This window comes from Xanthomonas sp. WHRI 6108 (assembly GCF_040202385.2).
GTDB classification, from domain to species: Bacteria; Pseudomonadota; Gammaproteobacteria; order Xanthomonadales; family Xanthomonadaceae; genus Xanthomonas; species Xanthomonas arboricola.
Genome location: NZ_CP168198.1, coordinates 2,107,083 through 2,120,846, shown reverse-complemented (window position 1 = coordinate 2,120,846; position 13,764 = coordinate 2,107,083). Strand labels below are relative to the sequence as shown.

Here is a 13,764-nt window from a genome sequence, read left to right as displayed (position 1 = left end):
GGCTGAACAGGCGGCGGTTCCCGGCGTCGCGGTAACCGCATCGCTGGCGACGGCGGAGACACCGGCAGATCACGCGCCCCTTCCCAGGACGTTCAAGGTCGGCCCGATCACCGCTGGCGTGAGCAGGCCGGACGAACATCCCGATGCCACGCGCTCGCGCCTGCTGGCCGAAGCGCTGGACGGCAGCAGCAGTGCGATCCTGATCTGCGATCTGCAATCGCGCCTGCTCTACGCCAACGACGGCTTCCAGCGCATGTTCGGCTATACCGAGGCCGAACTGGTCGGCAAGCGTCCCTCGGACGTGCTGACCCGCGCGCAAAGCGACCAGGACGAGGTGGCGCGCATCCGCGACCGCGCCGATGCGTTGCAGCAGACCCAGGCCGACCTGCTGGTATACCGCAAGGACGGCACGCCGCTGTGGATTTCGCTCAACTTCAATCCGATCTACGACGCCAAGCATCTGCCGTCGCATTACGTGGCGGTGCTGACCGACATCACCGACACCAAGATGCATGAGGTGCTGCAGCACCGCGTGCTCGAGGCGCTGGTGCAGGAACGGCCGCTGATCGAGGTGATGACGCTGATCTGCACCGAGGTCGAGCGCATCGCACCGGACGTGCTGGCCACGGTCATGAGCGCGGACAACCAGGGCTGCCTGCATTCGCTGGCCGCGCCCAGCCTGCCGCCGGAATATGCCGATGCGGTCAACGGACTGAAGATCGCGCCGGGTGCAGGCGCCTGCGGTACGGCCGCCTGGCGCGGCCGCCCGGTAATGGTGGAAGACATCGCCACCGACCCGCTGTTTGCGCAATTCCGCGAACTGCTGCTGCCGATGGGTCTGCGCGCGTGCTGGAGCACACCGATCCGCTCCAACAGCGCACGCGTGCTCGGTACCTTCGCGCTGTACTACCGCAAGGCGCAGCGTGCCGATGCCTGGCACGTACGCCTCACCGATCTGTGCCAGCAGTTGTGCACACTGGCGCTGGAACGCGAACAGATCCGCCAGCGCGTGCATCAACTGGCGTTCTACGATGCGCTGACCGGCCTGCCCAACCGCATCATGTTCAGCGCACGCGCCGAGCAAGCCCTGACACAGGCCGAATACGCCGGCGAACCGGCCACGTTGATGTTCATCAACATCGACCGCTTCAAGTTGATCAACGACAGCCAGGGCCATGCCGCCGGCGATGGCCTGTTGCGCGACATCGCCTTGCGCATCGGCGAACAGCTGACCGCCACCGCCATGCTGGCGCGCCTGGCCGGCGACGAATTCGCGCTCGCGCTGCCGCAATGCAGTGCCGAGCAAGCCAGTGCCGCCGCAGAACGCGTGCTGGGCACCATCGCCAGGCCGTTGCCGGTCGGGCACATGACCGTGCATCCGTCGGCCAGTATCGGCGTGGCGATGTTTCCCGAAGATGGGCGCGACATCAACATCCTGCTGCGGCATGCCGATCTGGCCATGAACCGCGCCAAGCAGGAAGGCGGCGGGCGGTTCCGTTTCTTCAGTTCCGACATGAACCGCATGGCGCAGGAACGCGTTGCGCTGGAAGCGGAGCTGCGCCAGGCGATCGACCGCGATCAACTGCAGTTGCACTACCAACCGCAGTTGCACAGCGCCGCACCGCACGCGCTATACGGCGTGGAAGCGCTGTTGCGTTGGAATCATCCGCAGATGGGCGCCATTTCGCCGGCGCGGTTCCTGCCCGTGGCCGAAGAGCAAGGCATGATGCCGCAGCTCAACGACTGGGTGCTGCGCAGTGCCTGCCGGCAGATCGCCGATTGGCGCAAGCGTGGCGTGCCGGTGTCGCGCGTGTCGGTGAACCTGTCGGCGAGCAGCTTCGAAAGCCCGCGCATGCTCAGCGACCTGTTGCGCCTGATCGCCGACATGGGCGCGCAGCCCTCCGACCTCACGCTGGAAATGACCGAGAGCGTGATGCTCTCCGGGCAACCCGGCGTCCTGGAAAACCTGCACGCCATCCGCGAAGCCGGCATCTCGTTGTCGCTGGACGACTTCGGCACCGGCTACTCCAGCCTGAGCCACCTGCATCGCCTGCCGATCGACGAGCTCAAGCTGGACATGAGCTTCGTGCGCGACATCGAACACAGCGAAGACGCCCGCGCCCTCACCACCTCGGTGCTGCGCATCGGCGAGCATCTGCGCAAGCACGTGGTTGCCGAAGGCGTGGAAAACGAAGCCCAACGCCTGTTCCTCGCCGACCTCGGCTGCGAAGTGCTGCAGGGCTATCTGTTTTCGCGGCCATTGCCGGCGGCGGCACTGGAAGCCTGGCTGGGTGCGCAGTCTTAGAGCGGCTCACGACAACCATGTCGTGGTTTGTCAGGCTGTTCTCATAGCGTTTTTACGCACGCATCAGCAAGTCGAAGCAAATTGCCAGAAGGCAAAGCATCTGATCTGGTGGTTCTGTGCAGGGCCCTTGCCCGCCCACCCTCGCAGGACACGCCGCAGGTAAGTCCTTGTAGGCGCTTACGCGGCATCCATGCCGCGTAAGGTCCCGCGACGGTGAGCGGGCAAAGACCAAGTGAGGTGGTCGGTGCTCATGGTTGCAAGCAGCGCCAACTGAGGTGGCCGGTGCTCATGCTTGCAAGCAACGCATGGTGTCGTTCTGATCGCCAGATCAGCGGCACATCATGAGAGCGATGCCTGTGCCTGACTGTTGTCTTCAAGCGCGCGCCTTTGCATCCGCATCGAATCCGATGCCACGGTGCGCTTCAACCAACCCAGCAATTGCGCAGTGACGAAGGCCGGATTCTCCAGCGATGCGATGTGCCCGGCATCGGGGATCAGCTCGTAGTCGCACCCGATCACCTCGGCCATCAGCCAAAGCTCTTCAGGCGGGCGCGGAATATCGTCTGCGCCGCCAAGCAGGAAGGTGCTGGCCGGATTCAGCGCGGACATCGCCTCCAGGCGATCCGCGCGCCCGAAGATCAGCCGGCCCAGCGGCACGATCGAGGTACACAACTGCTCGGCCGACATCGCCGCCAGACGCTGCGCAAACGCAGCCGGCAGCGCGGAATTCAGATCGATGCCGGGCCGGAAAAAGATCGGCACGATCGCCTCGATCAACGCAGGCGTCACCTGCCCGGCTGCTTCGATCGCATCGAGCAAAGCGAAATAACGCGTTTGCGTGGCCTGCGGCTCGGCACCCAGGAAGGTATCCATCAGCACCAGGCTGCGCACACGCTGCGGTGCCAGCAGCGCCAGCTCGGCGCCCCACATGCCACCGACCGACAGGCCGACCACTGCGCATTGCGGTAGCTCCAGCGCATCCAGCAACAGCAGCATCTGCCTGGCAAGGTCGCCCACCGTCTGCGTGCCCGCTGGCAGTGCCGCCGATTGCCCGTGCCCCCACAACTCGGGAACGATGACCCGATAGTGCGGCGAGAGCGCCTGGATCTGCGGTTCCCACATGGCCGCGTCCCAGAGATAACTGTGGCCAAGCAACACCGGAAACCCTTGACCGTATTGTGCGTAATGCAGCGTTTGACCAGCGATCGTGCAAGTAGGCATTGGAGATCAATCAGAGCGATGGGAGCGGCGCCACTCTAGACCTGCCGACTTCAGATTTTTGTTGCAATGCGACAGACGAGTTAACTGCGATTGCCTTAACTTCCGACATTACGCAGCCAAAACGAAGTCATCGCCCGAATAACGAAAAACGCCCGGCGTTGCCGGGCGTTTTCGAACAGGTGAGCAACCAGCTGGATCAGGCAGCGACGGTGTCGGCCACGTCCTGGTATTCCTGGATCTGATCGAAGTTCATGTAGCGGTAGATCTGATCGCCACTGGTCTTGATCACGCCCACATCGGCCATGTACTCGTCCTTGGTCGGGATGCGGCCCAGACGCGAGCAGATCGCCGCCAGTTCCGCCGAACCCAGGTACACGTTGGTGTTGCGGCCCAGACGATTCGGGAAGTTACGCGTGGAGGTGGAGAACACCGTGGCGCCCTCGCGTGCCTGCGCCTGGTTGCCCATGCACAGCGAGCAGCCCGGCATTTCCATGCGTGCACCGGCCGCGCCGAAGGTGCCGTAATGGCCTTCCTTGGTCAGCTCGGAGGCGTCCATCTTGGTCGGCGGTGCAACCCACAGACGGGTCGGGATATCGCGCTTGCCTTCCAGCAACTTGGCAGCGGCACGGAAGTGACCGATGTTGGTCATGCACGAACCGATGAACACCTCGTCGATCGCCGCACCGGCAACGTCGGACAGCGTCTTGACGTCGTCCGGGTCGTTCGGGCACGCCACGATCGGCTCGTGGATGTCGGCCAGGTCGATCTCGATGACGGCGGCGTACTCGGCGTCGGCATCGGGCTGCAGCAGCTGCGGATCGGCCAGCCACTCTTCCATCTTCTTGATGCGACGGCCCAACGTGCGCGCATCGGCATAGCCTTCGGCAATCATCCAGCGCAGCAGGGTGATGTTGCTGGTCAGGTATTCGATGATCGGCGCCTTGTCCAGGTGCACGGTGCAACCGGCCGCCGAACGCTCGGCCGAGGCGTCGGACAGCTCGAACGCCTGTTCCACCTTCAGGTTCGGCAGGCCTTCGATTTCCAGGATGCGGCCGGAGAAGATGTTCTTCTTGCCCTGCTTGGCCACGGTCAGCAGACCGTCCTTGATCGCATACAGCGGGATCGCATTGACCAGGTCACGCAGGGTCACGCCCGGCTGCATCTCACCCTTGAAGCGCACCAGCACGCTCTCGGGCATGTCCAGCGGCATCACGCCGGTGGCGGCCGCGAAGGCCACCAGGCCGGAGCCGGCCGGGAACGAAATGCCGATCGGGAAACGCGTGTGCGAGTCGCCACCGGTACCGACGGTGTCGGGCAGCAGCATGCGATTGAGCCAGCTGTGGATCACGCCATCGCCCGGACGCAGCGACACGCCGCCACGGGTGGAGATGAACTCCGGCAGGGTGTGGTGGGTCTTGACGTCGACCGGCTTCGGATACGCGGCGGTGTGGCAGAACGACTGCATCACCAGGTCGGCCGAGAAGCCCAGGCAAGCCAGGTCCTTCAACTCGTCGCGGGTCATCGGGCCGGTGGTGTCCTGCGAGCCCACCGAGGTCATCTTCGGCTCGCAATAGGTGCCCGGGCGCATGCCCTGGCCTTCCGGCAAGCCGCAGGCGCGGCCGACCATCTTCTGCGCCAGCGAAAAGCCCTTGCCGGTGTCCGGCGGGTCCATCGGCAGGCGGAACAGGTCCGAGGCCGGCAGGCCCAGGAACTCGCGCGCCTTCGCGGTCAGGCCGCGGCCGACGATCAGCGGAATGCGGCCACCGGCGCGCACTTCGTCGAACAGCACATCCGACTTCATCGCGAACTCGGCGATCACCTGCCCGTTCTTCAGCGCCTTGCCGTCGTACGGACGCAGCTCGACCACATCGCCGTGCTCCATCTGCGACACGTCCAGCTCGATCGGCAACGCGCCGGCGTCTTCCATCGTGTTGTAGAAGATCGGGGCGATCTTGCTGCCCAGGCACACGCCGCCGAAGCGCTTGTTCGGAATGAACGGAATGTCCTCGCCGGTCCACCACAGCACCGAGTTGGTCGCCGACTTGCGCGAGGAACCGGTACCGACCACATCGCCCACGTAGGCAACCAGATGGCCCTTGTCCTTGAGATCGGCGATGGCCTGGATCGGGCCGCGCTTGCCGTCTTCTTCCGGCTCGAAGGCCGCGCCGTCGCGCTTGTTCTTCAGCATCGCCAGCGCGTGCAGCGGGATGTCCGGGCGCGTGGTCGCATCCGGAGCCGGCGACAGGTCGTCGGTGTTGGTCTCGCCCGGCACCTTGAACACGGTGACGGTCATGCTCTGCGGCACTTCCGGCTTGCTGGTGAACCACTCGGCATCGGCCCAGCTCTGCAGCACGGCCTTGGCATGCGCATTACCGGCTTCGGCCTTTTCCTGCACGTCGTGGAAGGCGTCGAACACCAGCAAGGTGTGCTTGAGCGCTTCGGCGGCGGTGGCGCCCAGCTCGGCGTTGTCGAGCAGGTCGATCAGCGGCTGGATGTTGTAGCCACCCAGCATGGTGCCGAGCAGCTCGGTCGCACGGGTGGGGCTGATCAGCGCGGTTTTCTCGGTGCCGAAGGCCACCGCAGCCAGGTACGAAGCCTTGACCTTGGCGGCATCATCCACGCCGGCCGGCACGCGCTGGCTGAGCAGCTCGACCAGGAACTCTTCTTCGCCCGCCGGCGGAGCCTTCAGCAGCTCGATGACCTCGGCGGTCTGCTGCGCGGTCAGCGGCAGCGGCGGGATACCGAGCGCGGCGCGCTCTGCAACGTGGTGGCGGTAGGCTTCCAACATGCGGATTCTCCGAAAGACAACAGTGAATGTGTAGACGCGAAACGTGGATCAGCTTGCGGGTTTGGGAACAACGATCTTCAAACCCTTGAAGTAGTCGCGGAAAAAGCCCTCGTCGCGGGTGATCAACCCGTCGCACTGGAGCAGCGCGTGGGCGCCGATCAGGAAATCGGCCACCACCCGCTCGCGTTTGCCGCCGCGCGCGCGGAAGCGCTTGTTCATATGGCCGGCGCGCACCGCCGCCGCTTCCTGGGTGGCTTCGTAACGCACCCCGATCGAGGCCAGGGTTTCCATCAGGTCGACCTGGGTATCGAGCATGGCCAGCACCTCGGCCACCACCGCATCGCAGACCACCACCTCGTCGCGCGCCAGCGCATCGCCGATGCAGATCTCCGACACCTCGCCGTAGACCGCATCGCCGACCAGGATGTCGAGCAGCACCGATGAATCCAGGGCGATCATGGGTCGAACGGATCCCCGGGGGCGCGGCCGCGGATGGCGCGCATCGCCTCGTCGGTGCTGGTCAGCCCGTCGACCAGCTTGAACTTGCCGCGCACCTTGCGCAGCGCCTCGCTGACGTCCTTGCGCAGGATGATGCGCCCGCCGTCGAGCTCGATCTTGAGTGTGGTGCCCTTGGTCAGGCCCAGGGCATCGCGCACGGCCTTGGGCAGCGTGATCTGTCCGCGTTCGGCAACTGTGGCTTCCATGGAGGTGACCCCGGCAGAAAGTATGCGCCGATTTTACATACTTGACTTGTCGTACTCAAGGCCACATACCCTGTCCTGCAACCGAACGTACACACTGAATTGGTCACACTGTTCCAGACAGACCTACAGCCTGCAGCCATAGGAGTGATGCATGAGCGATTCCTTTTCCACCCGCACCTCGCTTGAGGTCCACGGCAAGCGCTACGAGTACTACAGCCTGCCGAAGCTGGGCGAGCGCTTCGATATCGGCCACCTGCCCTATTCGATGAAGATCCTGCTGGAGAACCTGCTCCGGCACGAGGACGGCGGTGTCACCGTCGGCAAGGACCATATCGAAGCGGTCGCCAAGTGGGACCCCACCGCCGAGCCCGATATCGAAATCGCCTTCATGCCCGCCCGCGTGGTGCTGCAGGACTTCACCGGCGTGCCATGCGTGGTCGACCTGGCCGCGATGCGCGATGCCGTGGTCAAGCTCGGCGGCAACGCCGACCAGATCAACCCGCAGATCCCCTCCGAGCTGGTCATCGACCATTCGGTGCAGGTGGACGTGTTCGGCTCGGCCGATGCGCTCGACCTCAACGGCAAGATCGAATTCCAGCGCAACCAGGAACGCTACGGCTTCCTGCGCTGGGGCCAGAAGGCGTTCGAAAACTTCAAGGTGGTGCCGCCCAACACCGGCATCGTCCACCAGGTGAACCTGGAAAATCTGGCGCGCGTGGTGATGAGCGCGGACAAGGACGGGACACAAATCGCGTACCCGGACACCGTGTTCGGCACCGACAGCCATACCACCATGATCAACGGCATCGGCGTGTTGGGCTGGGGCGTGGGCGGGATCGAGGCCGAAGCCGCGATGCTGGGGCAGCCCTCGTCGATGCTGATTCCGCAGGTGGTCGGCTTCAAGCTCAGCGGCAAGCTGCCCGAAGGCGCCACCGCCACCGATCTGGTGCTCACCGTCACCCAGATGCTGCGCAAGGCCGGCGTGGTCGGCAAGTTCGTCGAGTTCTACGGCGAAGGCCTGCAGCATCTGCCGCTGGCCGACCGCGCCACCATCGGCAACATGGCACCGGAGTATGGTGCCACCTGCGGCATCTTCCCGGTCGACGACGAATCGCTGACCTATTTGCGCCTGTCCGGCCGCAGCGAGGAGCAGATCGCGCTGGTCGAGGCCTATGCCAAGGCGCAGGGCCTGTGGCACGACGCCAACACCCCTCCGGCGCAGTACAGCGCCACGCTGGAGCTGGACATGGGCGAGGTCAAGCCGTCGCTGGCCGGCCCCAAGCGCCCGCAGGACCGCGTGCTGCTGGAAGACATGCAGTCCAACTTCCGCGAGAGCCTCAAGCCGTTCGTGGATGCGCGCAGCAAGCGCCTGACCGACATCAAGCAGGAAGACCGGCTGAAGAACGAAGGCGGCGGCGGCACTGCAGTCGGCGCCAAGGCAGCGCAGGCCGAGAGTTCCACCGACAGCGGTGCCGGCTGGCAGCTGCGCGACGGCTCGGTGGTGATCGCCGCGATCACCTCGTGCACCAACACCTCCAACCCGGCAGTGATGCTGGGCGCCGGCCTGCTCGCGCGTAACGCGGCGGCCAAGGGGCTGAAGGCGCAGCCGTGGGTGAAGACTTCGCTCGGGCCTGGCTCGCGCGTGGTCACCGATTACCTGAGCAAGGCCGGCGTGCTCGCAGATCTGGAAACGCTCGGTTTCTACGTGGTCGGCTACGGCTGCACCACCTGCATCGGCAACTCCGGCCCGCTGCCGGACGATGTGTCTGCGGCGATCGCCAAGGACGACCTGGTGGTGTCTTCGGTGTTGTCGGGCAACCGCAACTTCGAAGGCCGCGTGCATCCCGAAGTGAAGATGAACTACCTCGCCTCGCCGCCGCTGGTGGTGGCGTATGCGATCGCCGGTACCACCGACATCAACCTCACCACCGATCCGCTGGGCACCGGTAGCGACGGGCAGCCGGTGTACCTGCGCGACATCTGGCCGAGCAACAAGGAAATCGGCGACACCATCGCCGCCACCGTCGGCCCGGAAATGTTCAAGCAGAACTACGCCGACGTGTTCAAGGGCGACAGCCGCTGGAACACCATCGCCTCCCCGGATGGTGCGCTGTACGAATGGGACGCGGCCTCGACCTACATCAAGAACCCGCCCTACTTCGACGGCATGACCATGCAGGTCGGCCATGTCGAGGACGTGCACGGTGCGCGCATCATGGGCCTGTTCGGCGACTCGATCACCACCGACCACATCTCGCCGGCCGGCAACATCAAGAAGGATTCGCCAGCGGGCCGCTTCCTGCAGGAACGCGGCGTGCAACCTGCCGACTTCAACAGCTACGGCAGTCGCCGCGGCAATGACGACGTGATGGTGCGCGGTACCTTCGCCAACATCCGCATCAAGAACCTGATGTTCGGCGGCGAAGAAGGCGGTAACACGCTGTACTACGGAAAGGACGGCGCGGCACCGGAAAAACTGGCGATCTACGATGCGGCAGTGAAGTACAAGGCCGACGGCGTGCCGCTGGTGGTGCTGGCCGGCAAGGAATACGGCACCGGCTCCTCGCGCGACTGGGCGGCCAAGGGCACCAACCTGCTCGGCGTCAAGGCGGTGATCGCCGAGAGCTTCGAGCGTATCCATCGCTCCAACCTGGTCGGCATGGGCGTGCTGCCGCTGCAGTTCCTGGAGAACGAAAATGCGCAGACGCTGGGCCTGGATGGTTCGGAAGTGCTGGACATCACCGGCCTGCAGGACGGCGCCAGCCGCCGTGCCACCGTGGATGCCAGAAAGTCCGACGGCAGCGTCAAGCAGTTCCAGGTCAAGGTGCTGCTGCTGACGCCCAAGGAAGTGGAGTACTTCAAGCACGGCGGCCTGCTGCAGTACGTGCTGCGCCAACTGGCCGCACGCAAGGCAGCCTGATCGCAAGGCGCGCTGCGCCATCAGCTCGACGACACTCCCGCCGCCTGGCGGGAGTGTCGTTTTGGGTGGCCAGAACTCGCCAACGCCGGGCAGGTGAACCGTCGTCGGAGGCAGCAAGACGCTGCACGCGACGCAGCGCAACGGGGGAGATACGTTGCCACCAGACACCGGCCGCGCTCGCCTGACGATGCGCACACCGGAGTCGCCGTGCTCAGCGCCCCGCCGGCTCCCATTGCGCGTGCGTCAGCTGCCAGTCGCCGTCCTGCAGGCGCCAGCCGGTGGTTACCTGATAGGTCTGTGCCTGCTCGGGCAGCCAGCGTCCGCTGCCACCGGTCAGCAGCGCGGTGAAGCGCACGCGCGCGGTGTCGTCGCGCAGTTGCACATCCACCGGCCCCAGGGTCACGCCGATGCGGCGGTTGCCCAGCATCTGCAGTTGCATCAGTCGCCGCAGGCCGGCTGCGTCCAGTCCTTGTTCGCCGACAAAATCCTCGGCCACCGGCGCCATCGCCGCGCCAATCTGCCGCGCCTCGATCGCCTGATGCATCGTCTCCAGTGTTGCGCGCAACCGTTGCTCCGGTGCGGCACGCGTGCAACCGCTCAGGGCCACGACCAAAATCGCGACCAGCCCGACCCGCCACCACGCTTGAATGCTGCTCTGCATCACGCTTCGCCTTTTCCATCCATGACGGTATGCTGCCTGCTGTTGTAGTGCCGTGGAACACACCGCGTCACGTACCGAATACCCTGGAGGGGGGCAGATGAATCAGGCACGTCCTTGGTTGCAAAGTTATCCGGCCGGCGTCGCCGCCGAGATCGATCTGGAGCAGTTCCGTACCGTGGCCGAGGTGTTCGCCACCTCGGTCAAGCGGTTTGCCGACCGCCCCGCGTATCACAGCTTCGGCAAGACCATCACCTATCGCGAAGCTGACCAACTGGTCGAACAGTTCGCCGCCTATCTGCTTGGCGAACTGCAGTTGAAGAAAGGCGACCGCGTCGCCCTGATGATGCCCAACTGCCTGCAGTATCCGGTCGCCACCTTCGGCATCCTGCGTGCCGGCCTGACCGTGGTCAACGTCAATCCGCTGTACACCCCGCGCGAGCTGAAGCATCAGCTGATCGACTCCGGCGCCAGCGTGCTGGTGGTGATCGACAACTTCGGCACCACCGTGCAGCAGGTCATCGCCGACACCCCGGTCAAGCAGGTGATCACCACCGGGCTGGGCGACATGCTCGGCTTCCCGAAAGCGGCGCTGGTCAATTTCGTCGTCAAGTACGTCAAGAAGCTGGTGCCCGATTACCGCATCAATGGCGCGATCCGTTTCCGCGACGCACTGGCGCTGGGCCGCAAGCACAGCGTGCCGACCTTGCAGATCGAGCCCGACGACATCGCCTTCCTGCAGTACACCGGCGGCACCACCGGCGTGGCCAAGGGCGCGATGCTCACCCACCGCAATCTGGTGGCCAACATGCAGCAGGCCCATCAGTGGCTTGCCGGCACCGGCAAGCTGGAAGAAGGCGCCGAGGTGGTGATCACCGCGCTGCCGCTGTACCACATCTTCGCATTGACGGCCAACGGCCTGGTCTTCATGAAGATCGGCGGCTGCAATCACCTGATCAGCAATCCGCGCGACATGCCCGGCTTCGTCAAGGAACTGAAGAAAACCCGCTTCACCGCCTTCACCGGGGTCAACACGCTGTTCAACGGCCTGCTCAATACCCCCGGCTTCGATCAGGTGGATTTCTCCTCGCTCAAGATGACCCTGGGCGGCGGCATGGCGGTGCAACGTTCGGTCGCCGAACGCTGGAAAAAAGTCACCGGCCTGACCCTGGTCGAGGCCTACGGCCTGACCGAAACCTCGCCGGCCGCGTGCATCAACCCGATGGACCTGAAGGACTACAACGGCTCGATCGGCCTGCCGATTCCGTCCACCGATGCCTGCATCAAGGACGACGCCGGCGCGGCGCTGCCATTGGGCGAGATCGGCGAGCTGTGCATCAAGGGTCCGCAGGTGATGAAGGGCTACTGGAAGAAGCCCGAAGAAACCGCCAAGGTCATGGATGCCGACGGCTGGCTGCATACCGGTGATATCGCGCGGATGGACGAACAGGGCTTCGTCTACATCGTCGACCGCAAGAAGGACATGATCCTGGTGTCCGGCTTCAACGTGTATCCGAACGAGATCGAGGACGTGATTGCCGAGATGCCCGGCGTGCTGGAAGTGGCCGCCGTCGGCGTACCGGACGAGAAGTCCGGCGAGATCGTCAAGGCCGTCATCGTGAAGAAAGACCCTGCCCTGACCGCCGACGCCGTCAAGGCGCACTGCCGCGCCAACCTGACCGGCTACAAGCAGCCGCGAGTGATCGAGTTCCGCAAGGAACTGCCGAAAACCAACGTCGGCAAAATCCTGCGCCGCGAATTGCGGGATACGCCCAAGGGCTAATCCACCTACGCCAGCGCAGATCGACAGCCACCCGGCTGTCATCCAACGCCCGTACTGCCGCCAGGCTTGCGGGCGTTTGTTTTTGCACGCTTCGGACGGAACGTTCGTTTCGGACGGCCAGCGTGCGACGACGCGCGCGCCGGAATAAGGGCCGATTTGCACTTGGTTATCTGCGCCGTTCCGATGCATGGAAATACCATGCGTTTTAAAGCTCATGCCAGTCCCCCAGGGAGTACTTCGGTGGACCCGGAACGCAGAATCACGGAACACATAATTTCAAGAATGTGCAATTCACAATAAACTACTTTTGCTTGCGGAAATTCACTGAAAGATTCAGGTCATAGGGCTCACCGGATAGAAAGGAAGCCCTCTGCGTTCATGGAGATAGTGCCGGTGTAGCATCGATTCGGAGTGGATCGCGCGCGCCCGCCGGCGTTCACTCTCCCACTGCGGGCTTTTCCAGGATCACGCCCATGAACACGATTGAAAAGATTTCCCTCGGTCGTCCCCACTCCACCATTCGGGTCGATTCTTCGGCTGCTGACGGCACCCACTGGTTGTTCATGCATGCCGATGCGCCTTTTGGCATACGTCCCTGCTGCAGTCCTGAGTTACTGGAAGACATCTGGGATGTCATGGGCTCCATCACCCGCGCCCCGCATGAGCGACGCAGCGGGGAACTGCGCCATTTCGTACTCGCCTCCGACGCGGACGCCTTCAATCTCGGTGGCGATCTGGACCTGTTCGCACGCTTGATCCGCGAACAGAATCGCGAGCAACTCATGCGGTATGCGATTCGCTGCGTGGAAGGCGTCCATCACCTGCATACCGGCTTCGGTGGGGACGTGCGCAGCATTGCGCTGCTGCAGGGCGATGCATTGGGAGGCGGGCTGGAGATGGCCCTGGCCTGCCATACCATCGTGGCCGAGGAAGGCATCGGCATGGGACTGCCCGAGGTCCTGTTCGGCCTGTTTCCGGGCATGGGCGCGTATTCCTTCCTGTGCCGTCGCGTTTCGCCCCATCTGGCGGAAAAAATCATTCTCGATGGACGCATTTACAGCAGCGAAGAAATGCATGCGATGGGGATCGTGGACGTACTCGTACCGAAGGGCCAAGGCGTGGTTGCCACAGAAACGCTGATTCGCCAGCAAAAGCGCATCTCCCACTCCTATCTGGCGATGAACGCCGCACGCAACCTCGCGCAGGCGGTGCCTTACGAGGAATTGCTGCGCATCACCGAAGTCTGGGTAGACACGGCCCTGGCACTCAGTGAGAAATCACTGCGCACGATGGACCGTTTGGTCAAAGCACAGAACCGCCGCGCAGGCGCGGGAGTCGCCTGATTTTGGTGGATCCAATACTGGGGGAATCAGGCCCGGCCTATT

Annotated in this window: 8 protein-coding genes and 1 pseudogene; 4 read left to right on the top strand and 5 right to left on the bottom strand. The window is 64.2% G+C overall.

All coding sequences use genetic code 11. From position 1 onward, the window contains the following. Nucleotides 1-100 precede the first annotated feature (100 nt). Nucleotides 101-2,305 (top strand): annotated as a pseudogene (locus ABQ039_RS09145) (EAL domain-containing protein); the annotation flags it as partial. Nucleotides 2,306-2,644: 339 nt separating this feature from the next. On the opposite strand, the gene ABQ039_RS09140 reads toward ABQ039_RS09145, so the two are convergent. The 4 genes from ABQ039_RS09140 to ABQ039_RS09125 form a co-directional block, all read right to left on the bottom strand. Continuing rightward, complete coding sequence (locus ABQ039_RS09140; RefSeq protein WP_260297618.1) at nt 2,645-3,526, bottom strand: alpha/beta fold hydrolase; 882 nt, start codon at nt 3,524-3,526, stop codon at nt 2,645-2,647. 196 nt (nt 3,527-3,722) lie between these two features. Beyond that, entirely contained in the window at nt 3,723-6,314 is a 2,592-nt protein-coding gene (gene acnB / locus ABQ039_RS09135) for a bifunctional aconitate hydratase 2/2-methylisocitrate dehydratase (RefSeq protein ID WP_024937705.1), read from the bottom strand. Between the two features lie 48 nt (nt 6,315-6,362). After that, complete coding sequence (locus tag ABQ039_RS09130; protein ID WP_024937706.1) at nt 6,363-6,773, bottom strand: type II toxin-antitoxin system VapC family toxin; 411 nt, start codon at nt 6,771-6,773, stop codon at nt 6,363-6,365. Then, nucleotides 6,770-7,018, bottom strand: coding sequence for an AbrB/MazE/SpoVT family DNA-binding domain-containing protein (locus tag ABQ039_RS09125; protein ID WP_016903180.1), 249 nt, complete (start codon nt 7,016-7,018; stop codon nt 6,770-6,772). Before ABQ039_RS09125 ends, ABQ039_RS09130 begins: the two co-directional genes overlap by 4 nt. Nucleotides 7,019-7,169: 151 nt before the next feature. Between ABQ039_RS09125 and acnA the strand changes: the two genes are divergently transcribed. After that, nucleotides 7,170-9,938 carry an aconitate hydratase AcnA gene (gene acnA / locus ABQ039_RS09120; protein ID WP_039527487.1) on the top strand — a complete coding sequence of 923 codons (2,769 nt, stop codon included), beginning with the start codon at nt 7,170-7,172 and terminating at the stop codon, nt 9,936-9,938. Between the two features lie 211 nt (nt 9,939-10,149). Here acnA and ABQ039_RS09115 read toward each other — a convergent pair whose 3' ends face one another. Then, nucleotides 10,150-10,599 (bottom strand): nuclear transport factor 2 family protein, encoded by a 450-nt coding sequence (locus tag ABQ039_RS09115; protein WP_349777836.1) that lies wholly within the window; start codon nt 10,597-10,599, stop codon nt 10,150-10,152. A gap of 97 nt (nt 10,600-10,696) precedes the next feature. Between ABQ039_RS09115 and ABQ039_RS09110 the strand changes: the two genes are divergently transcribed. Both ABQ039_RS09110 and ABQ039_RS09105 read left to right on the top strand, forming a co-directional pair. Continuing rightward, complete coding sequence (locus ABQ039_RS09110; RefSeq protein ID WP_166771266.1) at nt 10,697-12,379, top strand: long-chain fatty acid--CoA ligase; 1,683 nt, start codon at nt 10,697-10,699, stop codon at nt 12,377-12,379. Between the two features lie 473 nt (nt 12,380-12,852). Further along, complete coding sequence (locus ABQ039_RS09105; RefSeq protein WP_024937710.1) at nt 12,853-13,722, top strand: crotonase/enoyl-CoA hydratase family protein; 870 nt, start codon at nt 12,853-12,855, stop codon at nt 13,720-13,722. Nucleotides 13,723-13,764: the final 42 nt, after the last annotated feature.